This window comes from Streptomyces sp. NPDC012474 (assembly GCF_042955185.1).
Lineage (GTDB): Bacteria > Actinomycetota > Actinomycetes > Streptomycetales > Streptomycetaceae > Streptomyces > Streptomyces cahuitamycinicus.
In genome coordinates this window covers 236,175-257,566 of the sequence record NZ_JBIBEP010000008.1, presented here as the reverse complement: position 1 = coordinate 257,566, position 21,392 = coordinate 236,175, and the positions used below count along the sequence as shown (strand labels likewise).

Genomic DNA, 21,392 nt, shown 5'->3' with positions numbered 1-21,392 from the left:
CATCGTCGCCAACCCGCGGGGCATTGCGCGATTCACACTCCTGTGGGTGAGCCGCCCGGGGCGTGACGTCGCCGGTCAGGCGGCGAATCCGGCGACCCGCAGGGCGTGCACGAGATCCCAGCTGCACTCGTCCGACACGCCCCGGGCGGCCTCCAGGAGGAGCGGTACGAGACGCCGCGGGTCGGGTTCGGCGCTGCGGGCGGCTTCCTCGGGGGTCCGGGCCCGCACGTAGGCGTCGAGCAGCACGCGCACCTCGCGGTGGCGCCCCTCGGCGGCCAGGCCGAGGACGGCGTCCCCGACCTCGCCGGGCGGCCGTGCGATCCCCTGCCGCAGCATGTGCTGCCCGTCCTCCGCCCGCCCGGCCGCGACCAGTGCGTCGGCGGCTGCGACCAGCCGCCCGGCGGGCAGCGAGGCGGCCTCCCACAGCAGGGTCTGCCAGTCGGCGTCCAGACGGGCGACGTGCAGCCGCTCCACGAACAGGGGAAACCGGGCGGGCTCCCATGAGGCGACCTCGGTCAGCAGCGCGTGGGCCTCCCCGCTGCGCCCTTCGCTCCGCAGCCGGGCCAGCAGGTCGACGGTCCGTCCGACCTCGGCCACGTCCGCAGCCCTCGCCGCGCCGGCCTCCCGCGCCGGGCGCTCCACCACCGCCTCCCCGACGGCCCCGGCGAACCGCGCGCCACGTGGGGTACGGCCGGTGCTCGCGCTCGCGGGGGCGGGCGCGGGCAGCACCGGCACGTCAGCCGTCGGCGGCACGGCGACGGCCGCGGCGCCCTCGTCCGCCATCCCGGCGAAGCGAGCACCGCCACGACGGCGTTTGCGCTGCTTGGGGGTGGAAGGTGGGGGCGCCGGGGCTTCGGGAGCGGCTGGGGCGGCGTCGGTGGTCGGGGCGCCGAACGCGCCGGGGACGGTCGCGGCCGGGGCTGCGCCCCAAGCGGTGCTCCGGCCTGACGTGCCGCCCGCGACGGCTTGCCCGGGGGCGGCGGGGCTCCCGGGATACTGCGGGGCGCGCCGCCGGGCCTCGGCGGCTTCGGGGCCGTACCGGCCGACGGGATCGGCCGGAGCAGGGGCGGGGGCGGGGTGCGCGTCGGATCTGACGGCCTCGGCGGCTTGCCCGGGGGCGGCGGGGCCCCCGGGGTACTGCGGGACGCGCCGCCCGGCCTCCGGAGCTACGGCGTCGTACCGGCCGACGGGATCGGCCCCGGCCGGGGCACGGGCCGGGAACCCGTCGGACCCGGCGACCTCCCCCGGGCCGGCCGGGCCCCCGGGGTACTGCGGGGCGCGCCGCCCCGCTCCCTGGTCCGCCGGACGCTGCGCGGCGTGCCCCCGCGCGTCCGGGACCACGGCGTCGTACCGGCCGGCTGCGTCGGCCTCGGCACGGGCCGGGAACACGTCGGACCCGGCGGCCTCCCCCGGGCCGGCCGGGCCCCCCGCCGCTCCCGGGTCTCCGGCGCCGTGCCGGCCGACGGCACCGGTCACGGCCCGCGGGGCCCCGGGTTCGTACCGGTCACCGGCGAGGGACGGCCTCGCCCCGGCGCCGCGCAGTCCGGTGGCGGCGTCCCACGCCCCCGGGCGGACCTCCTCGTCACGTCGGTCCAGGCGGGCCATCCGCGCCCGGAGCTCAGCGCAGCGCGCTGCGGCCCGTTCGTGGTCGTCCCGGGCCCAGGCCAGGTCCAGGCGCAGGGCGTCCGCCTCCTCGCGGGTCGTGGCCGAGGTCAGGTGACGGGCCAGGGCGGCCTGGCGTTCGGCGGCGTACTTCTGTTCGCGGAGCATGACGTCGAGACGGTCGCCGAGGGCGTCGCGGCCCCCGGGCCGGCCGTCGTACGCGGCGAGCGCTGCGGCGTGCAGGGCGCGGGCCCGGTCCGCCTCCGGGTCGGCTCCCCCCGGGCCGTACTGCCCGGCGAGGTCCCGCAGCAGGGCCTCGACCACGTCCCAGGGCGGCATCTCGCGTCCTTCGAGGCAGGCCCGCATGCCCTCCGGGTCGCGTCGCCAGAACACCGCGCACCATCCGCCGGACGGGTCCAGGCGCGCCAGCAGACCGCCCAAGTAGGTCACGAACTCGCCGACTTCTGCCGGGAGTTGATCCGCCGCCATCGCTCAACTCCCGTGAGACCGGAGCACTCCGCCCCGTAGGCAACACCAGTCGTGTTACGGGCGTGCTACGGGGAGTTTTCACGCGTGGCGCGGGAGCCTCAGAGGGGCACCGGCACGCACTGCCCGGCCAGTTCGTCCATGGACAGCCCGAGCGCTCCGGCCAGCGCGGCCACCGTGAAGAAGGCCGGGGTCGGGGCCCGGCCGGTCTCGATCTTCCGGAGGGTCTCCGCGGAGATGCCCGCGCTCGCCGCGATCTGAGTCATGCTCCGGCCACCACGCGCCTCACGCAGCAGCTTGCCGAGCCGCTCGCCGCGTTCGCGCTCTTCGGGAGTGAGAGGGGTGCGCACCATGACCCCATTCTAATACCGGTATAGTAATTGGCATGGTTGAGCTCAAGACAGACACCTCCATCGACGCGATGTACGAAGCGGGCCAGGTCGTCGCCCGGGCCCTGACGGCCGCCCGGCAGGCCGCCGCCGTGGGCGTATCCCTGCTGGAACTGGACGAGGTCGCGCACGGCGTACTGCGCGAGGCGGGCGCGACGTCACCCTTCCTGGGATACCGCCCGTCCTTCGCACCGACCCCCTTCCCCGCCGTCCTCTGCGTCTCGGTCAACGACGCGATCGTGCACGGCATCCCGGGCCGCTACCGCCTGCGCGACGGCGACCTCGTCTCCATCGACTTCGGCGCCGAACTGGGCGGCTGGGTCGGCGACTCCGCGCTCAGTTTCGTCGTGGGCACCCCGCGCGAGGCGGACCTCCGCCTGATCGAGACCGCCGAGCGGGCCCTGGCGGCCGGCATCGAGGCGGCCGTCGTCGGCAATCGCATCGGCGACATCGCCCACGCGATCGGCACGGTGTGCCGCGGCGCCGGTTACGGCATCCCGGACGGCTTCGGCGGCCACGGCATCGGCCGCCGCATGCACGAGGACCCCGGGGTGCCGAACGAGGGCCGTCCCGGGCGGGGCATGCGGTTGCGGCACGGCATGGTGCTGGCGATCGAGCCCATGGTCGTCGCGGGCGGCACGGACGACTTCCACGCCGCCCCCGACGGCTGGACCCTGAAGACGAACGACGGCTCCCGCGCGGCCCACGCCGAGCACACGGTGGCGATCACGGAGTCGGGCCCGAGGATCCTGACCGCGCGCTGACCTTGGCGTCGGCGCCAGGAATGCCCTGCTATGCCCCGAAGGTGCCCCTTGTCGGCGATCGTGCGAAGGTGTTCTACGAGCGCGCCCCAGGTGTAACCGGCTGCCACCCGGGTTACCCGACCCCGGCACGTCGACAAGCGAGGGCGTCCCCCGCCCGCGCGCCGGGGACGCCGGGAACGGAAGGCCCATGAGCAGCGGCTTCACCAGCCCGGAGGGCTACGGCTCGGATCCCTTCGGAGAATTCCTCGCACGCTTCTTCGGCGGACCGCGTCCCGGTCCCCGGCAGATCGATCTCGGGCGGCTGCTCAGCCAGCCGGCCCGGGAGCTCGTCCGCGGCGCCGCCCAGTACGCCGCCGAGCACGGTAGCCGGGACCTCGACACGCAGCATCTGCTGCGGGCGGCGCTCGCCACCGAGCCCACGCGCACCCTGCTCAGCAAGGCCGGCGCGAACCCCGACTCGCTGGCGTCGCAGATCGACGACCGCTCGGGCCCGGCCCAGCACACGCCGGACGACGCCCCGCCGCCGACCGCGCTATCCCTCACCCCCGCCGCCAAGCGTGCCCTGCTGGACGCGCACGACATGGCCCGGGCCCGCGGCTACGGCTACATCGGCCCGGAGCACGTGCTCAGCGCCCTGGCGTCGAACCCCGACTCGGCCGCCGGGCACATCCTGAACGCGGCCCGCTTCGCCCCCTCCGAACCGCCCGAGGCACCGGAGGCACCCCAGGCCGAGCGCCCGCGCCCGACGAACACGCCGACGCTCGACAAGTACGGGCGTGACCTCACCGAGCTGGCCCGGCAGGGCCGGATCGACCCGGTGATCGGCCGGGACCAGGAGATCGAGCAGACCGTCGAGGTCCTCTCCCGGCGCGGCAAGAACAACCCGGTGCTGATCGGTGACGCGGGGGTCGGCAAGACGGCCATCGTGGAGGGGCTGGCGCAGCGCATCTCCGAGGCGGACGTGCCCGACGTGCTGATCGGGCGCCGCGTGGTCGCCCTGGACCTCACGGGTGTGGTCGCGGGCACCCGCTACCGGGGTGACTTCGAGGAGCGGATGAACAACATCGTGGGCGAGATCCGCGCCCACTCCGACCAGTTGATCATCTTCATCGACGAGCTGCACACGGTCGTGGGTGCCGGTTCCGGTGGCGGCGACGGCAGCTCGATGGACGCCGGCAACATCCTCAAGCCGGCCCTGGCCCGGGGCGAGCTGCACATCGTGGGCGCCACCACACTGGAGGAGTACCGCCGGATCGAGAAGGACGCGGCGCTGGCCCGCCGCTTCCAGCCGATCATGGTGCCGGAGCCGACGCCCGCGGACGCCATCGAGATCCTGCGCGGCCTCCAGGACCGCTACGAGGCCCACCACCAGGTCCGCTACACCGACGAGGCACTGGTGAGCGCCGTGGAGCTGTCGGACCGCTACCTCTCCGACCGCCGCCTGCCGGACAAGGCGATCGACCTGATCGACCAGGCCGGTGCCCGGGTGCGGCTGCGGGCGCGGACCAAGGGCACGGACGTACGGGCCCTGGAGCGGGAGCTGGAGCAGCTGACCCGGGACAAGGACCAGGCGGTCGCGGACGAGCAGTACGAGCAGGCCACCCAGTTGCGCGACCGCATCGTGGACGTGAAGCAGCGGATCACCGACGCCGGCGGCGACAGCGAGATCGACGAGGGTCAGGACCTGGTGGTCGGGGCCGAGTCGATCGCCGAGGTGGTGTCCCGGCAGACGGGCATCCCGGTCAGCAGCCTCACCCAGGAGGAGAAGGACCGTCTGCTGGGCCTGGAGGAGCATCTGCACCAGCGGGTGGTCGGCCAGGACGAGGCCGTGCGGGTCGTCTCGGACGCGGTGCTGCGCTCCCGCGCCGGGCTGGCGGCCCCCGACCGCCCGATCGGCAGCTTCCTGTTCCTCGGCCCGACGGGCGTCGGCAAGACCGAACTGGCCCGGGCGCTCGCCGAGGCGCTGTTCGGCAGCGAGGACCGCATGGTCCGGCTCGACATGAGCGAGTACCAGGAGCGCCACACCGTCAGCCGGCTGATCGGCGCCCCGCCCGGCTACGTGGGCCACGAGGAGGCGGGCCAGCTGACCGAGGTCGTGCGCCGCCACCCGTACTCGCTGCTGCTGCTGGACGAGGTGGAGAAGGCCCACCCGGACGTCTTCAACATCCTGCTCCAGGTCCTCGACGACGGCCGGCTGACCGACTCCCAGGGCCGCACGGTGGACTTCAGCAACACGGTCATCGTGATGACGAGCAACCTCGGCTCCGAGGCGATCACCCGCCGGGGCGCCACGACGGGCTTCGCCGCGGGCGGCGCCGACGCGGACGAGGAGGCCCGCCGCGAACAGATCCTGCGGCCCCTGCGCGAGCACTTCCGCCCCGAGTTCCTCAACCGCATCGACGAGATCGTCGTCTTCCGCCAGCTCACCACGGAGCAGCTGCGCCGGATCACCAACCTGCTGCTGGACCGCACCCGTTCCCTCGTGCAGAGCAAGGGCATCACGGTGACCTTCACCGACCGCGCGGTGGAATGGCTGGCCGACCGCGGCTACCAGCCGGAGTACGGTGCCCGCCCGCTCCGCCGCACCATCCAGCGCGAGGTGGACAACGAGCTGTCACGCCTGCTGCTGGACGGCAGGGTCGAGGAAGGCGGCCGGGTCTCGGTCGACGTGGAGGACGGCAGCCTCGCCTTCCGCACGCCCGAGACGGCAACGCCCTGAGGGGCGCGGGGAACTGCGCGCTCAGCCCCCACACTCCCGCGGAGGGCCCTCAGCGCACCGGCCGCACCACCATCGCCGACCCCCCGCCCCGCCGTACGCTCTCGGCGGCTGCCAGCCACTTTCCGCCGGGCAGTCGCTGAACACCCGTAGCGGCACCGATCTCAGGGTTGACCTTGAAGGAGTGCCCGATCGCCTCGAGCTGCTTCCGCACGGCACTGTCGTACAGGCCGGGCTCCAGCTCGGTCTGCGCGGCGTTGCGCTGACTGGCCCGGGGCGCGGCGATCGCGTCGGCCAGCGGCAGTCCCCGGTCGACGAACCCGGTCAGCGTCTGCAGAACGGTCGTGATGATCGTCGCCCCGCCCGGCGACCCCAGCGCCACCACGGGCTTGTCGTGCCGGTCCAGCACGATCGTCGGCGAGATCGACGACCGCGGCCGCTTGCCCGGCCCCGGCAGATTGGGGTCGTGCACCGCGGGGTTGGCGGGCGTGAAGGAGAAGTCCGTCAGCTCGTTGTTGAGGATGAACCCCCGCCCGGGGACGGTGATCCCGCTGCCGCCGGTCTGCTCGATGGTGAGGGTGTAGGCGACGACGTTCCCCCACTTGTCGGCCACCGTCAGGTGCGTGGTGCTGTCGCCCTCGTAGGTCGTCGGCGCGGCCGTACCGCCGGAGCCGCACCGCTCGGGATGACGCGGGTCGCCGGGGGGCACCGGGCTGGTGAGCACGGCGTCGTCCTTGATGAGGCACTCGCGCGCGTCGGCGAACCTCTGCGACAGCAGTTCCTTCGTCGGCACGTCCTCGAAGGCGGGGTCGCCAACCCACCGGCCCCGGTCGGCGAACGCGATCCGGCTGGCCTCGATGAAGCGGTGCAGATAGCGGGCCTTGCTCGCCTTCGACAGGTCGGTCCGCTCCAGGATGTTGAGCGCCTCCCCGACCGTCGTGCCTCCGGAGGAGGACGGCGCCATGGAGTGGACGCCGAGACCCCGGTACGAGGTCCTGGTGGGTGCCTGGACCTTGGTGCGGTAGGCGGCCAGATCCTTGGCGGACAGGTCGCCGGGCCGGGCGTTCCAGCCGGAGCCGGGGTCCACCGGCGGCTTGTTGACCGTGTCGACGACGTCCCGGCCGAGCCGGCCGTGGTACAGCGTGTCGACGCCCTTGCGTCCCAGCTCCGCGTACGTACGGGCGAGGTCGGGGTTCTTGAAGGTGGAGCCGACGACGGGGAGCCGCCCGCCCGGCAGGAACAGCTGGGTGGTGTCCGGGAAGTAGCGGAAACGGGCCTCGTTGGACGCCGTCTGGGACCGGAACGTCTCGTCGACCGTGAAGCCGTCGCGGGCGATCCGCTCGGCGGGCTTCAGCACGCTGGAGAGCCGCTTGCTGCCCCACCGGTCGAGAGCCGTCTGCCAGGTGGCGGGCGTGCCCGGGGTGCCGACGCTCAGGCCGCTGCTGACGGCGTCGGCGAAGGCCAGGGGCTTGCCGTTCTCGACGAACAGGTTCTCGTCCGCGGTCAGCGGGGCGGTCTCTCGGCCGTCGATGGTCCGTACGGTGCGGGACTTGGCGTCGTAGTACACGAAGTAGCCGCCCCCGCCGATGCCGGCGGAATAGGGCTCGGTGACGCCGAGCGCGGCGGCCGTGGCGACGGCCGCGTCGACGGCGTTGCCGCCCTTCCTCAGGATCTCGATCCCGGCGGCGGAAGCGTCCGGGTCGACGCTGGAGACGGCGCCCCCGTAGCCGACGGCCAGCGGGGTCTTCCCCCCGCCGGGGCTCTGCGCGGCGGGTGGCGGCGCCGCCGCTCCCACCGACACCACCGCAGCGGCCGAAACCGCAAGGACCGTCAGATTCCGTGCGACAGGGCGACGCATCCGCACCTCCAGTCAAAGGCCGTCCGCGCAGCTTAATTCATCGCCATGGCCGCGTCAGGCAGGCGTCGAACACCGGTGCGTCGGGCCCGCTACCATGCGCGCCCATGAATGACGACGTGCGCAACATCGTTCTGGGCGTGATGGCGGCGGGCATCAGCGCCGCGCTCGGCTGGCTCACCCGTACGCTCCTGTGGAAGCGCAAACTCCGGCGCAAGCAGGCCTTCTTCGGGCTGCCCGAGAACTCCGAGTCCCTGCTCGTCGTCAACCGCGATCCGGCCGCGAGCGAACCGGCGGTCCACCGCTTCGACGTGTACGCGCTTCTCGAGCTCTCGGCGCTGATCAAGGACTGCGGGGCGCACCTCCACGTCGTCACCCAGGACTCGGCGCATCAGGGCTTCGGGGAGCGCACGGAGTTCTGTGTGGGCGGCCCGGGGTCGAACCGCCGCATGATGGCGCACATGTCGGCCATGCTGCCCGGCGTGCGTGTCAACATCGACGCCGAACCGGGGCCGGACCGGGGTGCCTTCCAGATCGGCGGCGAGCGCTACCGCATGGACCCGGGCATCACGGAGTACGTGCTGCTGGCGCGGCTCACCGTCGGCGACCGCCGCGACGCCCGGCCCGTGTTCCTCTTCTGCGGCCAGCGGGCCATCACCAACCAGGCCGCCACCCGCTACCTGGCCCGCAACCACGAGCGCCTGACCCGCAAGTACCGCACGGGATCGTTCGTGCTGCTGCTCAAGGTGATCAACTCGCAGGCGTACGGCCCGGACGTCGTCAAACTGGTGGAGGACGTGACGCGGGCGGCGCAGACCGCACTGCCCACCGCGGCGACGGCTCCACGCACTACACACCGTGCCTCCTGAAGTCCTCCACTGCTCAACAATCGTTACTGGCACGTAACTTACCGACGGGTTACCCCTGGTAAGAGGTCGAGGTTACCGTTCGGTCACTTTGCACTGACACGAGTGAGGAGTGACCCGTGGGACCCCACCGCAAGGCCTTGCGCACCACCGCCGCAGGCGCCGTCTCGGCGACCCTGGTCGCCGGCACCGCCCTCGGATTCGCCCCCACCGCCCAGGCGGCGCCGAACCCCGTCCGCTTCGTCGACATCGCCGGCGACGGCGGCACCGTCCTCAAGGCCAACGTCGTGACCCCGGCCGGTACCCGCGGCACCGACCGCTACCCGCTGCTCGTCATGCCCACGAGCTGGGGCCTGCCCCAGATCGAGTACCTGGCCCAGGCACAGAAGCTCGCCGACTCCGGGTACGTCGTCGTCACCTACAACGTGCGCGGGTTCTGGCAGTCGGGCGGCGAGATAGAAGTGGCGGGCCCACCCGATGTCGCCGACGCGTCGAAGGTCATCGACTGGGCCCTCGCCCACACCCCCGCGAACGCCGGGCACGTCGGCATGGCGGGGGTCTCCTACGGTGCGGGCATCAGTCTGCTCACCGCCGCGCACGACAAGCGGGTCAAAGCGGTCGCCTCACTCAGCGGCTGGGCCGATCTGATCGACTCGATCTACGCCGGGCGCACCCAGCACGTCCAGGCGTCCGCCCTGCTGGACGGCGCGAGCCTGGTGACGGGCCGCCAGAGCGCCGAACTCCGGCAGATCTTCGACGACTTCTACAGCTCCAACCTGGCGAAGGAACCGGAACTCGTCGCCTGGGGGAAGAAACGTTCCGCCGCGATGTACGTCGACCGGATCAACGAGAACGGCACGGCGATCATGCTCGCCAACGCCTGGGGCGACAGCATCTTCCCGCCCAACCAGTACGCCGACTTCTACGAGAAGCTGACCGGCCCGAAGCGGCTGGAGATGCGGCCCGGCGACCATGCCACGGCCGAGATGACCGGCCTGTTCGGGCTGCCCAACGACGTGTGGACGGACACCGAGCGCTGGTTCGACCACTACCTCAGGGGCGAGGACAACGGCATCGACCGCGAGCAGCCCGTCCAGCTCAAGTCCCGTTCCTCCGGCGGCTACGAGGGCTACCCCGACTGGAAGTCGGCCGGTGCGACCGACCGGAAGATCGCCCTCGGAGGCTCGAAGACGATCCGCGCGAACGTGAACTCGGGGGCGGACGGCGGTGTCGTCTTCCTGTCCAGCATCCTCGACCAGGTGGCCCAACTGCCCCCCATGGCCTCGATCCCGCTGCTCCCCCGCCGCTGGGCCGCAGTCTGGCAGTCGGAGAAGTACGCCGCGACCCAACGGGTGCGCGGGACGACCAGGTTGCACACGACCCTCACCCCGACCAAGGAGAGCGGCACCCTCGTCGCCTACCTGTACGACGTGGGGCCGCTCGGCCTCGGCAAGCTGGTCACCCACGCGCCGTACACCTTCCACGGGCGCACCCCCGGAAAGCCGTTCGGCGTCGACCTGGAGCTGAACTCCACGGCCTATGACGTCCCGGCCGGGCATCGCCTCGCCCTGGTCGTCGACACGGTCGACCCGCTCTACATCGAGCACAACCCGTCCGGCGCGCAGCTGACCTTCTCCTCACCGGCGAACGACCCGTCGTACGTGTCGGTTCCGCTGCGCGAGCAGTGATCTCCGGCTGCCGCCGGACGAGCCTGGCCGATGTGAACCGCCGCCCCCGTGGCCTTCGGGCCGTGGGGGCCGCACCCGGTGGGGAGTGCCCCACGGACCGGGCGGGCGGTCTGCTCACCCCTGGCGGGATCGGCGGTCTTCCGCGAAGTCCCCCTCTCCGACAGGGATGAAGGGCACATCGTAGTCGAGGTCCGATCCGATGAGCCGTTCGGTGCCTGCCCGTTCAGTGCTTGAGGATCTTGGAGAGGAAGTCCTTGGCGCGGTCGCTGGTGGGGTTGGTGAAGAACTCGTCGGGGGTGCGGTCCTCGACGATCCGGCCGTCGGCCATGAAGACGACGCGGTTGGCGGCCGAGCGGGCGAAGCCCATCTCGTGCGTGACGACGATCATGGTCATGCCGTCGCGGGCCAGTTGCTTCATGACCTCCAGTACCTCGTTGATCATCTCCGGGTCGAGGGCCGAGGTCGGCTCGTCGAAGAGCATCGCCTTGGGCTCCATGGCCAGGGCACGGGCGATGGCCACGCGCTGCTGCTGGCCGCCGGAGAGCTGCGCCGGGTACTTGTCCGCCTGGTCGGCGACGCCGACCCGGTCGAGCAGTTCACGGGAGCGCTTGTCGGCATCCTCCTTCTTGCGCCCGCGCACCTTGACCTGCCCCAGGGAGAGGTTCTGCAGGACGGTCTTGTGGGCGAAGAGGTTGAACGCCTGGAAGACCATGCCCACGTCCGCGCGCAGCCGGGCCAGGGGCTTTCCCTCCTCGGGCAGCGGCTGCCCGTCGAGGACGATCTCCCCGGACTCGATGGTCTCCAGCCGGTTGATCGCCCGGCACAGGGTGGACTTTCCCGACCCCGACGGGCCGATGACCACGACCACCTCCCCCCGGGCGACGGTGAGGTTGATGTCCTGCAGGACATGCAGCTCCCCGAAGTGCTTGTTGACGTCACGCAGCTCGATCAGCGGCTCGACGGCCATGCTCAGCCCTACTCACTCTCAGCTGTGTGGTGGTTGCCGCAACGTATCCAGGCAAGATCGGACTTGTCGGGCGACACGCACTTTTCGATCATTAGCCGTATTTACGTCGGACTTTGGGCCAAAGGTTGGGTCATGGGGCTCACGACTCCGCGACTTCGGCGTACAGCTGCGACAGCTCGGGGACCCCGTTCACCGCCCACTCGTGCCCGGAGTCCACGACATCGAACTCCCGGCCGGAGACCAGTCGTACGACCGGCTGGCCGTCGGACCGGATCTCCCAGGCGGCTCCCGGCACCGTACGCACGATGACGGTGCCGAGGTAGAGCCCGGCGTCGTTGCCCAGCCAGGGCAGTGTCTCCTCGTCGTCCCGCCAGCGCGGCACGAGCTGGTCGAGCGCCTCCAGGGAGGCCGCCGAGTCGTCCAGCCGGACGCCCTCCCGGTACGCCTGGGAGCGGAGCAGTTCGCACTCGGCGAGGAGTTCCGCGATGCCTGCGGGGTCGGGAAACCCGACCTTCTGGCGCCGGTTGCCCAGGAAAGGGATGTTCATACTGCCAGCGTGTCATTCGTACCGCCGTTTGCACCACAGGGCGCGCGGGTCCGCCGCTCCCGGTCGAGTTCAGGCCGAGTTCACGCGGCGCGCGTTGACGGGTCACTCCCGCCTCCCTATTTTCACCGTGCGTCTTGTGTCCCGGCCGTCGTTGTCCCTTCTGTTTCGTCTCTGCGTTTCGTGTGTCGCGTCGTGTGTCGATGAGCGGGAGGAGTCGGCCGTGCGCCGATGTGTCCGGGGGATCCTGGTCGCCCTGACCCTGTGCGGGTCGCTGGTGCCGGCGGTGTCGGCGCAGGCCGCCGAGCGGGGGCGCGCGGCGCCGGTGCCGCTGGAGCGGCTGTTCGACAACGTGGCCGTCAGCGATGACAGCCGGCCGCAGGAGGCCGACTTCGACGGCTCCGGCGCCTCCCTGTCGGCTCGGGACCTCACTGCCGCCGGCTGGACGCCCGGCCGCGCGCTCACCGTGCAGGGCGCCCGGCTGACCTGGCCGAAGCGCCGGCCCGGCGAGCCGGACAACGTCCGCGCCGCCGGGCAGGACGTGCGGGTCTCGGGCCGCGGGGACGCCCTGGCCTTCCTGGTGACGGGCACCGCCGGCACGGAGGTGGGCGGCCCGGGCACGGTCACGTACGCGAACGGCACCCGCTCCGGCTACCGGCTGACCGCGCCCGACTGGCTCACCGGGCCGCTCGCGACCAAGGCCGTGGCACTGCCGCACCTCAACACACCCGGCGGCCAACTCGCCCGGCAGGCCCGCCTGTACGTCAGGACGGTACCGCTGGTGCCGGGGCGCGCGGTGACCTCGGTCCGGCTGCCGAGCGCGGCCGGGCTGCACGTCTTCGCGGTGTCGGTGCGGACCGCCACGCAGGGCTGGACGGGCAGCTGGACGACAGCCACGGGAGGCTACGCCGCCGTGGGCCCCTGGACGGACCGGACCCTGCGGCTGGTCGTGCACACGTCGTCCGGCGGGCCCCGGGTGCGGGTGCGGTTCGACAACACCTTCGCGGCCGCTCCCGTGCGGATCGGGAGCGCGACGGTCGCGGTGCAGGCGTCCGGCGCGGCCTCGCGGGGCACCCCTGCGGCGCTGTCGTTCGGCGGTGCGGCGGGCGTGACGGTCCCGGCCGGGGCCCAGGCGTACAGCGATCCGCTCGGCTTCTCCGTGCCGGCGGACGCCAATCTGTTGGTTAGCTTCCATCTGCCCGGGACGGTGGCGGCGGCGCCGGTGCACGGGCTCGCCCAGCAGCGCTCGTACGTCAGCGAGCCCGGCGACCACGCGGCGGACGCCGCCGCCGGGGCGTACACCTCGACGATCACCCGCTGGCCGCTGCTCGCCGGGGTCGATGTGAGCGGCGGTCCCGGCTCCGTGGTGCTGCTCGGGGACTCGATCACCGACGGCGACAGGTCCACGGTGGACGCGAACCGGCGCTGGCCGAACGTCCTGGCCGGCCGGTTCCTGCAGCAGAGCACCGTCCCGCGCTACGGCGTGCTGAACCTCGGGGTCTCGGGCAACCGCGTGGTCACCGACCGGTACCCCGGCGACGGGGTGTCCACGGACACGGCCGGGGTGAGCGCCCTGCACCGCTTCGACCGGGATGTCCTCGCCCAGCCGTCGGCGCGTACGGCCGTCGTCTTCGAGGGCGTCAACGACCTGCGGTGGGGCACGTCGGCGGAGCGGGTGATCGCCGGGCTGCGCGAGCTGGCGGCGCGGGGGCACGCCAGGGGGCTGAGGATGCTCGCCGCGACGATCCTGCCCTGCGAGGGCGAGGCCCGGTGCACCGCCGACGTCGACGCCGAGCGGGTCGCGGTGAACGAGTGGATCCGCGGTGGCGAGGCCTTCGACGGCGTGCTCGACTTCGACGCCGTGGTCCGTGACCCGCGGCGGCCTTCCCGGATGCTCCCCGCGTACGACAGCGGGGACCGTCTGCACCCGGGGGACGCGGGCCTGGCGGCCCTGGCGGACTCGGTCGACCTGCGGCTGCTGCGGCCCTAGGGTCGTTTGGATCAGGCCGCAGGACGGCAGGTCCTGGACGGTCCTAGACGTCCAGGTCCACGACCACGGGTGCGTGGTCCGAGGCGCCCTTGCCCTTGCGCTCCTCGCGGTCCACGTACGCGTCGCCGACCGCCTTGGCGAAGGGCGCGTTGGCGTACACCAGGTCGATCCGCATGCCGCGGTTCTTCGGGAAGCAGAGCTGACGGTAGTCCCAGTACGTGAACGGGTGGTCGTACTTGAGGGGCCGCGGGACCACGTCGGACAGGCCCGCCTCACGCAGGGAGGCCAGAGCCCCGCGCTCGGCGGGGGTGACGTGGGTGGAGCCCTCGAAGAAGGCGGGGTCGAAGACGTCGTCGTCCGTCGGCGCCACGTTGTAGTCGCCCATCACCGCGAAGGGGCGGCTGCCCGCCGCGTCACCGGCGACGGCGGCCTTGAGGGCCTCGAACCACTGGAGCTTGTAGGCGTAGTGCGGGTGGTCCACCTCGCGGCCGTTGGGCACGTAGACCGACCAGACGCGGAGCGGGCCGCACGTCGCCGAGATGGCGCGGGGCTCCACCGAGCCGTCGAACCCCGGGTCGCCGGGCAGGCCCTTGACGACGTCCTCGATGCCGACGCGGGAGAGCACCGCCACGCCGTTCCACCGGCCGGTCGCGTGGACCGCCGACTCGTAGCCCAGCTCGCGCAGCTGCTCCGCGGGGAACTGCTCCTCGGCGACCTTGGCCTCCTGGAGGCACAGCACGTCCGTGCCGCTGCTCTCCAGCCAGGCCAGGAGCCTCGGCAGGCGGGCGGTGATCGAGTTCACGTTCCAGGTCGCGATGCGCATGTCCCACAACCTACCCGGCGGGTCTGACAACGCGGCCCGGTCCCCTCGCGGCCTCAGACCTCGGCGGACTCCCCCGGCGTCAGCCGCAGGTGCTGCGCGCCGCCGCCGAGCTGCCCGATCTGCCGGTCGTAGATCGGACGGGCCAGGTCGGTGAGGAGGGCGTCGTGGATGTCGTAGGCGCGCTGCGGCTTCAGCTCTCGCACGTAGTCGATGACCTCGGAGATCTTGCTCCAGGGGGCCATGACGGGGAGCATCAGTGTCTCGACCGGCTGGTCGGGGACGGTGAGGGCGTCGCCGGGGTGGAAGACCCTGCCGCCGTCGACGAGGTAGCCGACGTTGGTGACGCGCGGGATGTCCGGGTGGATCACCGCGTGGAGTTCGCCGTGGACCTGGACGTCGAAGCCGGCGGCCGTGAAGGTGTCGCCGTGGCCTACGGTGTGGACGCGGCCGGGGAAGGCGGAGGAGATCTTCTCCGCGACCGCCCGCAGGGTCCAGATCTCGGCGGCCGGGTTGCTCTCCATCGCGGCGCGCAGCCGGGACGCGTCGAAGTGGTCGGGGTGCTCGTGGGTGACGAGGATCGCGTCCGCGCCGAGCGCGGCGTCCTCCTCGGTGAAGGCCCCGGGGTCGAGGACGAGGGTCCGGCCGTCCTTCTCCAGACGGACGCAGGCGTGCGACTTCTTCGTGAGCTTCATGGATCCATCCTGCCTCCGCGCTCCTGCCGCGGACTCACTCCTGGGGCGTGGTCTCTTCCCGGATGACCCGCTGAGCCACCTTGAACGCGCTGTTCGCGGCCGGGACACCGCAGTACACGGCCGCCTGGAGCAGCACCTCCTTGATCTCCCCCGGGGTGAGGCCGTTGCGCAGGGCGGCTCTGGTGTGGAAGGCCAGCTCGTCCAGGTGGCCGCCGGCGACCAGGGCGGTGAGGGTGACGCAGCTGCGGGTGCGCCGGTCCAGGCCGGGGCGGTCCCAGATCTCGCCCCAGGCGTAACGGGTGATGAACTCCTGGAAGTCCCCGGAGAACGCGTCGGCCTGGGCCAGCGCCCGGTCCACGTGCGCATCGCCCAGCACTTCACGGCGGACCTTGATCCCGGCGTCGTACGGGTCGGGCCGGCCCTGGGCCTGCGGCGGTACGGCGAGCGGGGCGATCTCGGCGACGGGCCCCGTCTGCAGGGGCTGCGGCGGGGCGGGAGACAGCACCGGCTTGAGTGCGGCCGCGGGCAGGGCGGTCTGGCCGGTGGAGGCCTCGAAGACGGGCTGCCAGGCAGTGGAGAAGTGCCGCACCAGCAGGTCGGTGACCGCCCCGGGCTGCTCCACCGGGACCAGGTGGGAGGCGCCGGGGACGACGGCGAGGCGGGCGTCCGGGATGCCGGCGACCAGCGTGCGGGCCTCGGCGGGGCCGGTGACCTGGTCGTCCGATCCGACCAGGACCAGGGTCGGTACGCCGACCCGACCGAGCTCGGGGCGCACGTCGAAGGAGGCGAGCGCCTCGCAGGAGGCGATGTAGCAACCGGGGTCCGTGGTGCGCACCATCTGCACGGCCCACTCGGTGATCGCGGGCTGCGCGGCGGCGAACCCGCCGGTGAACCAGCGCTCGGGTGCGCTGCGGGCGATCGGGTCCAGGCCGTTCGTCCGGACGATCACACCTCGCTGCCGGAACTCGTCGGGCGTGCCGAAGCGGGGCGAGGCGGCGATCAGCGTGAGCGAGGCGAGCCGCTCCGGGTGGCGCAGGGCCAGCTCGATGCCGACGGCACCGCCGAGCGCGCAGCCCGCGTAGCCGAAGCGCTGCACGCCGAGCCCTTCGAGGGTGGCCAGCAGCCGCGTGGTGAGGTCACTCACCGATCCCGCCGGGTACGCGGGAGCGCCGCCGTGGCCGGGCAGGTCGAACCGGAAGACACGCCAGTGCTTGATCAGCTCGGGGACCTGGCGGTCCCACATGTGCCATGTGGTACCCAGTGAGGGACCGAGGATCAGGACGGGAGCCTCTTCTGGCCCGTCAAAGCGGTATTGCAGGGTGTTCGGTGGTGTCTCGCTCACCCGTCTGAGCCTCTCATCTGTCACGAGATGTCACATCGCCGGGGTGGACCTAGCTAGTAGTGCTTGGTCAGGTCGGTGTGCGGGTGGGTATGTCGCGGTGGCAGGTGGGGCAGGCGTCGGCCCAGGTCGCGAGGAGGGTCTGTAGCTCGCGGACGACTTGGTAGAGGCTCAGGCCGGCGCCGCGTCTTTTGGGGCCCGGGCCAGTCGTTGCAGGGTGCAGAAGGCATGCGCGACGGAGACGAGGGTGACGTGGTGGTGCCATCCGCCCCAGGTGCGGCCCTCGAAGTGGGCCAGACCCAGGGCCTGCTTCATCTCCCGGTAGTCGTGCTCGATGCGCCAGCGGAGCTTGGCGAGCCGGACCAGGGTGGTCACAGGGGTGTCGGCGGGCAGGTCGGACAGCCAGAACTGGACCGGCTCGCTCTCACGGGCAGGCCATTCGGCCAGCAGCCAGCACTCGGGCAGTTCCGGGCCGTCGGCGTGCTGGCGGATCTCGCGTCCGGCGGGCCGGATCCGCAAGGCCACGAAGCGGGAGTACATCCGCTTGACCCCGGAGCGGCCGGTGCCGGGCCGGGAGCCCTCCCGCCACTGCACCGGCCTGGCCGCCTTCCGGCCCGCCGCGATGACCAGCTCTTTCACCGACCGGGGCGGGTCGGGGTACTTCGGCACGGGCGGGCGTCCGCTGCCCGAGTACGGCTCGGCCACCGGCACCGCGTCGGCGGGCTGGGCCGAGAGCGTGGTGGAGATTCCCACCACGTAGTTCAGGCCGCGGGCCTGCAGTCCGTGCCGGAACGCGGCGGCGTCGCCGTATCCGGCGTCCGCGATGGCCAGCGGCACGTCGAGTCCCCAGGAGCGGGTCTCATCGAGCATGTCCAGGGCCAGCTGCCACTTCTCCACGTACCCGACGTCGTCCGGGGTGCCGCAGGCGGTGCGGCGGGCGACCTTGCCCGGGTCGGCCTTCGGTGAGGCCGGGTCCCAGGTCTCGGGCAGGAACAGCCGCCAGTTGACCGCCGCCGAGGCATGGTCGCTGGCGAGGTGGAGTGAGACGCCCACCTGGCAGTTGGTGACCTTGCCGGCGGTGCCGGTGTACTGCCGTGACACGCACGCCGAGGCGGTCCCGTCCTTGAGGAAGCCGGTGTCGTCGAAGACCAGGGCCTTCGGCCGGATCGCTGCCTCCATCCGCCAGGCCAGCTGGGCCCGGATATGCGACGGATCCCAGGGGCTGGTGGTGATGAAGTTGGCAAGAGCCTGACGGTTACCGTCCTCGCCGAGCCGGGCGGCCATCGGCTCGACCGACTTACGATGCCCGTCGGTCAGCAGCCCCCGCAGGTAGACCTGCCCCCACCGGCGCTGGTCATTGCGCGCGAACGGCTCGAACACCTCCGCCGCGAACGCCTCCAACTCACCACGCACCAAAGCAATCTCGTCCGGAGTCACACACCCTCAACGCCACACCAGGCCCGAAGGACACGCACCACCACAACCGACCTGACCAAGCACTACTAGCTAGTACCAAGGCCGTGAAGTTATGGGCCTGGCGGGGTTGTCCAGGGGGCCTTGAGGTGCGGTTTCGCCGGACATGAGGAGCGGAGCCCCGGCAGAACTGGCAGTCGACCAAGACAAGCCGTTCACGAGACCGGAGGCTCCGCTGTCCGAACAGTGTGCCATCACGCGTACCGTCACGGTGGCGGGAGGCCAGTTCGCGCCCGGTCATCTCGGTGAGCTCACCCAGCTTGCTCCCTTCGAGATGATCGACGAGGCCCTGAGCGCGACCGGGGCCGTGCAGTCGCGGTTGCGGGATCCGCCCTCCCGGGTCGTGGTGTACCTGGTCCTGGCCGCGTGCCTGTTCCCGGAGACGGGATACCTTGGCGTGTGGCGCAAGCTCACCGGGTCACTGGTTGGGCTGCCGGTGGCCGCGCCGACGGCGAGCGCGCTGGCCCAGGCCCGCCGGCGTGTGGGCAGCAAACCGCTGCGGTGGCTGTTCGACCTGCTGCGGGGCCCGGCCGCAACCCGGCATGGGCCGGGGAGCCGCTGGCGCGGGCTGCTGGTGGTCGCGCTCGACGGCACCACCCTGACGGTCCCCGACACCCCCGTCCTGACCCGGTTCACCAAGCAGGCGGGCAACCACGGCGGGACCGGATACCCGCAGGTACGTCTGCTCGCCCTGGTCGCCTGCGGCACCCGCACCCTCATCGACGCAGTCTTCGGCCCGACCACCGCGGGCGAGACCACCTACGCCCCGCCTGGGCCTCGTTCGTGTCGGCGCTTTCGTGACCCCGTCCGAACGACGGGCCCGGTTGCCGCCGGCAACACAGGGCTGCCGGCGGCCGGGCGGCGGCTGGGCGCAGCGCCACGGGGGAGGACGACACGCCCAGCCTGCCGGTCGGAGGTCCGCCAGGCCGTGGACGTGACCCCCGGTAACACCGTGCCCGTCCCCACTCGAAGTCCGCTGGACGACGACTCATCCCCCACTGGGCACCGTCGGCGTTCCACTGGACGTCCGCTCCAGCCGCCTTCAAGGACGGGGAACTAGCTTCGGGCCCCGGAATCCGGGTGAAGGGAGTCGTTGTGCGCAAGGTAAGGACATGGCTGCGGCGGGCATGGCACGACATGGCGGCGGGACTGGTCGCCGTGGGGCAGACCTTCGGCGCCATGACCCCACCGGAGTACTACGGCTTCTCCCCGTACGCCGTCCCGCCGGCCGCCCCGCTCCCGGGCCACCCGGAACGCCTCACCCCGACGTCGCTTTCGCACCTGCCTGCCCATGAACGCGCGGTATGGAGCGACCTCGCCGAGGTGTGGCAGGACACGGACCTCCGCTGACGCCGAGGGGGCGGCGCTCACCCACCGGTGCCGGGCTTAGCGCTCGGTCCCCCGGGGCCACTCGGCCCACCCGGACCGCGCGCCTCCAGTCGCACGTCCTTCAGCAGCAGGGCCAGGACCAGGCCGACCAGCAGGACAGGTACGGCCGAGAGGAAGACCGTCGACATCGCGTTGCCGTAGACCTGCGAGACCGCCTCGGCCGTGCGGGGGGCGAGGGAGCCCGACCGGGCGGGGTCCCAGGTGCCCGAGACGATCCGCTCGGCCGTCTTGGCGGGGAGCAGGTCCGCTGCCTCGGTGGCCAGCCGGGCGTTGAGGATGGAGCCGAAGACCGTCGCGCCGAAAGCCGTGCCCAGGTTGCGGGCGAGGCCCACCGTGGAGGTGCTGACCCCCATGTGTTCCCGGGGCGCGGTGCTCTGGGCTACGAGCGTGGTCACCTGGGAGGACAGTCCGACCCCGATGCCCATGACGGCGAGCAGCAGCGCGACGACCGTGGCACGGGTGTCCTGCGACGTCAGCGACATGACGGCGGCGGCGACCCCTGCCAGCGCCGTGCTCGCCACCGGAAACCACTTGTACCGCCCGGTCTTCGCGATCACCTGTCCCGCCACGACCGTGGCCACCGCCATACCGATCATCGCCGGGAGGAAGAGCAGCCCGGTCCGGGTGGCGCTGACACCCAGCGCGGCCTGGTAGAAGAGCGGCACGAAGTTGACGCAGCCGAAGAACGCGAAGCTGACCCCGAAGGCCACGGCCACGCAGATGGTGAAGGTGCGGTCCGCGAACAGGCCCAGCGGGACGATCGGTTCGGCGGCGGACCGCTCCCGCCGCACCAACAGCACGGCCGTCAGCACCGCCGCGACACCGAGCGCGAGGACGCCCGGGTCGCCCCATCCGTCCCGTCCGGCCCGGTCGGTGCCGAGGACCAGGCAGCCGATGAGGACGCACAGCAGCGCCGTACCGGAGTAGTCGATCCGCGGCCGTGTCGTGCGGCGGGCGGTGCGGGGCAGCAGGGTGGCGAGCCCCGCGAGCGCGAGGAGCCCGAGCGGGAGGTTGACGTAGAAGATCCAGCGCCAGCCCAGTTGGTCGGTCAGCACACCGCCGGCGAGCGGCCCGGCCAGGTTGGCGATCACCATGACCCCGGCGAACCACCCCTGGTACTTGGCACGCTGCCGAGGCGGCATCAGATCACCCAGCACGGAGAAGGCACTCACCTGGAGCCCGCCCCCGCCCAGCCCCTGGAGCGCCCGGAACGCGATGAGCTGGCCCATCGAACCGGCGGCGCCGCAGGCGGCGGAGCCCACGAGGAAGATCAGCACGGCGAAGAGGTAGACGGTCCGGCGCCCGAGAATGTCACCGAGTTTCCCGTAGATGGGCATGGCCACGCTGAACGTGAGCATGTACGCCGTGAACGTCCAGCTGTAGAGGTCCAGGGCTCCCAGGTCACCGGTCAGGCTGGGCCCGGCGGTGGCGACGATCGACTGGTCGAGCATCGACATGGCGCTGGTCAGCAGCAGGGACGCGAGCAGGAGGGGGAAACGTGGCGGCAGCGCTTGAGCAGGAGCGGCCGCTCCGCTCAGGGGACCCGTGCCTGGGTGCGTCATAAGGGAATCCTTGTCAGGTGCATGCTCAGCTTTTCGCAACTAAATGCCTTCAGCATATGAATGCTTTGTGTAGCGTACCCGAGGGGAAGTGGTCGCTGTCGAGGGTTTTGAGGCCCCGAATCGCCCTCGTTCGTCGAGCGCAGCTCAAGCCAGAGTCAAGGGATCAACCGCACGCTCACGTCGGGCATCAGGCCGTGTCAGATGCGATTTAACGGGAGGGCCAGTGCTGCAGATCGGTTTACTCGGA

17 protein-coding genes are annotated in these 21,392 nt (G+C 72.1%); 7 read left to right on the top strand and 10 right to left on the bottom strand.

The window, feature by feature from the left end; all coding sequences use genetic code 11:
• Window positions 1–75 precede the first annotated feature (75 nt).
• Both ACFY9S_RS20000 and ACFY9S_RS19995 read right to left on the bottom strand, forming a co-directional pair.
• The gene (locus ACFY9S_RS20000) at window positions 76–2,091 is read right to left on the bottom strand and encodes a hypothetical protein (RefSeq protein WP_391130183.1); all 2,016 of its coding nucleotides are present in this window, start codon (window positions 2,089–2,091) and stop codon (window positions 76–78) included.
• Between the two features lie 98 nt (window positions 2,092–2,189).
• Window positions 2,190–2,441: a helix-turn-helix domain-containing protein gene (locus tag ACFY9S_RS19995; RefSeq protein WP_391130180.1), complete on the bottom strand. Its 252-nt coding sequence runs from the start codon at window positions 2,439–2,441 to the stop codon at window positions 2,190–2,192.
• Between the two features lie 32 nt (window positions 2,442–2,473).
• On the opposite strand from ACFY9S_RS19995, the gene map reads away from it, so the two are divergent.
• Both map and ACFY9S_RS19985 read left to right on the top strand, forming a co-directional pair.
• Window positions 2,474–3,241, top strand: coding sequence for a type I methionyl aminopeptidase (gene map / locus ACFY9S_RS19990; RefSeq protein WP_391130178.1), 768 nt, complete (start codon window positions 2,474–2,476; stop codon window positions 3,239–3,241).
• 187 nt (window positions 3,242–3,428) lie between these two features.
• Entirely contained in the window at window positions 3,429–5,960 is a 2,532-nt protein-coding gene (locus ACFY9S_RS19985; protein ID WP_391130175.1) for an AAA family ATPase, read from the top strand.
• A gap of 49 nt (window positions 5,961–6,009) precedes the next feature.
• Here ACFY9S_RS19985 and ggt read toward each other — a convergent pair whose 3' ends face one another.
• Window positions 6,010–7,815 (bottom strand): gamma-glutamyltransferase, encoded by a 1,806-nt coding sequence (ggt, locus tag ACFY9S_RS19980; protein WP_391130172.1) that lies wholly within the window; start codon window positions 7,813–7,815, stop codon window positions 6,010–6,012.
• Window positions 7,816–7,919: 104 nt separating this feature from the next.
• On the opposite strand from ggt, the gene ACFY9S_RS19975 reads away from it, so the two are divergent.
• Window positions 7,920–8,681 carry a hypothetical protein gene (locus ACFY9S_RS19975; protein WP_391130170.1) on the top strand — a complete coding sequence of 254 codons (762 nt, stop codon included), beginning with the start codon at window positions 7,920–7,922 and terminating at the stop codon, window positions 8,679–8,681.
• Between the two features lie 116 nt (window positions 8,682–8,797).
• Window positions 8,798–10,366, top strand: coding sequence for a CocE/NonD family hydrolase (locus tag ACFY9S_RS19970; RefSeq protein WP_391130167.1), 1,569 nt, complete (start codon window positions 8,798–8,800; stop codon window positions 10,364–10,366).
• A 223-nt stretch (window positions 10,367–10,589) separates the two neighbouring features.
• On the opposite strand, the gene ACFY9S_RS19965 is transcribed toward ACFY9S_RS19970, so the two are convergent.
• On the bottom strand, window positions 10,590–11,333 hold the full coding sequence (locus ACFY9S_RS19965; RefSeq protein ID WP_391130164.1) for an ATP-binding cassette domain-containing protein: 744 nt from the start codon (window positions 11,331–11,333) through the stop codon (window positions 10,590–10,592).
• A gap of 139 nt (window positions 11,334–11,472) precedes the next feature.
• Window positions 11,473–11,880, bottom strand: coding sequence for a DUF6278 family protein (locus ACFY9S_RS19960; protein ID WP_062930051.1), 408 nt, complete (start codon window positions 11,878–11,880; stop codon window positions 11,473–11,475).
• 220 nt (window positions 11,881–12,100) lie between these two features.
• On the opposite strand from ACFY9S_RS19960, the gene ACFY9S_RS19955 reads away from it, so the two are divergent.
• A complete protein-coding gene (locus ACFY9S_RS19955; protein ID WP_391130160.1) occupies window positions 12,101–13,867 on the top strand; it encodes a GDSL-type esterase/lipase family protein in 1,767 nt (588 codons plus the stop codon).
• Window positions 13,868–13,910: 43 nt separating this feature from the next.
• On the opposite strand, the gene ACFY9S_RS19950 is transcribed toward ACFY9S_RS19955, so the two are convergent.
• From ACFY9S_RS19950 to ACFY9S_RS19935, 4 genes are all read right to left on the bottom strand, one after another.
• Window positions 13,911–14,690 carry an exodeoxyribonuclease III gene (locus ACFY9S_RS19950; protein WP_391130157.1) on the bottom strand — a complete coding sequence of 260 codons (780 nt, stop codon included), beginning with the start codon at window positions 14,688–14,690 and terminating at the stop codon, window positions 13,911–13,913.
• A 53-nt stretch (window positions 14,691–14,743) separates the two neighbouring features.
• A complete protein-coding gene (locus tag ACFY9S_RS19945; RefSeq protein ID WP_391130154.1) occupies window positions 14,744–15,382 on the bottom strand; it encodes an MBL fold metallo-hydrolase in 639 nt (212 codons plus the stop codon).
• Window positions 15,383–15,416: 34 nt separating this feature from the next.
• A complete protein-coding gene (gene pcaC / locus ACFY9S_RS19940; protein ID WP_391130151.1) occupies window positions 15,417–16,724 on the bottom strand; it encodes a 4-carboxymuconolactone decarboxylase in 1,308 nt (435 codons plus the stop codon).
• Between the two features lie 168 nt (window positions 16,725–16,892).
• Window positions 16,893–18,158, bottom strand: a complete 1,266-nt coding sequence (locus tag ACFY9S_RS19935; RefSeq protein WP_391130148.1) for an IS701 family transposase — start codon at window positions 18,156–18,158, stop codon at window positions 16,893–16,895.
• 247 nt (window positions 18,159–18,405) lie between these two features.
• Between ACFY9S_RS19935 and ACFY9S_RS19930 the strand changes: the two genes are divergently transcribed.
• Both ACFY9S_RS19930 and ACFY9S_RS19925 read left to right on the top strand, forming a co-directional pair.
• Window positions 18,406–19,254: a transposase domain-containing protein gene (locus ACFY9S_RS19930; RefSeq protein ID WP_391130145.1), complete on the top strand. Its 849-nt coding sequence runs from the start codon at window positions 18,406–18,408 to the stop codon at window positions 19,252–19,254.
• Between the two features lie 35 nt (window positions 19,255–19,289).
• On the top strand, window positions 19,290–19,544 hold the full coding sequence (locus ACFY9S_RS19925; RefSeq protein ID WP_391130143.1) for a DUF6059 family protein: 255 nt from the start codon (window positions 19,290–19,292) through the stop codon (window positions 19,542–19,544).
• Between the two features lie 17 nt (window positions 19,545–19,561).
• On the opposite strand, the gene ACFY9S_RS19920 is transcribed toward ACFY9S_RS19925, so the two are convergent.
• Window positions 19,562–21,145, bottom strand: coding sequence for a DHA2 family efflux MFS transporter permease subunit (locus ACFY9S_RS19920; RefSeq protein ID WP_391130141.1), 1,584 nt, complete (start codon window positions 21,143–21,145; stop codon window positions 19,562–19,564).
• Between the last annotated feature and the right edge of the window lie 247 nt (window positions 21,146–21,392).

What these genes read in the sequence shown, in the direction of transcription:
- ACFY9S_RS20000 (WP_391130183.1), bottom strand. Translation starts at nt 2,091, where the DNA reads ATGGCGGCGGATCAACTCCCGGCAGAAGTCGGCGAGTTCGTGACCTAC.
- ACFY9S_RS19995 (WP_391130180.1), bottom strand. Translation starts at nt 2,441, where the DNA reads ATGGTGCGCACCCCTCTCACTCCCGAAGAGCGCGAACGCGGCGAGCGG.
- map (WP_391130178.1), top strand. Translation starts at nt 2,474, where the DNA reads ATGGTTGAGCTCAAGACAGACACCTCCATCGACGCGATGTACGAAGCG.
- ACFY9S_RS19985 (WP_391130175.1), top strand. Translation starts at nt 3,429, where the DNA reads ATGAGCAGCGGCTTCACCAGCCCGGAGGGCTACGGCTCGGATCCCTTC.
- ggt (WP_391130172.1), bottom strand. Translation starts at nt 7,815, where the DNA reads ATGCGTCGCCCTGTCGCACGGAATCTGACGGTCCTTGCGGTTTCGGCC.
- ACFY9S_RS19975 (WP_391130170.1), top strand. Translation starts at nt 7,920, where the DNA reads ATGAATGACGACGTGCGCAACATCGTTCTGGGCGTGATGGCGGCGGGC.
- ACFY9S_RS19965 (WP_391130164.1), bottom strand. Translation starts at nt 11,333, where the DNA reads ATGGCCGTCGAGCCGCTGATCGAGCTGCGTGACGTCAACAAGCACTTC.
- ACFY9S_RS19960 (WP_062930051.1), bottom strand. Translation starts at nt 11,880, where the DNA reads ATGAACATCCCTTTCCTGGGCAACCGGCGCCAGAAGGTCGGGTTTCCC.
- ACFY9S_RS19950 (WP_391130157.1), bottom strand. Translation starts at nt 14,690, where the DNA reads ATGCGCATCGCGACCTGGAACGTGAACTCGATCACCGCCCGCCTGCCG.
- ACFY9S_RS19945 (WP_391130154.1), bottom strand. Translation starts at nt 15,382, where the DNA reads ATGAAGCTCACGAAGAAGTCGCACGCCTGCGTCCGTCTGGAGAAGGAC.
- ACFY9S_RS19920 (WP_391130141.1), bottom strand. Translation starts at nt 21,145, where the DNA reads ATGACGCACCCAGGCACGGGTCCCCTGAGCGGAGCGGCCGCTCCTGCT.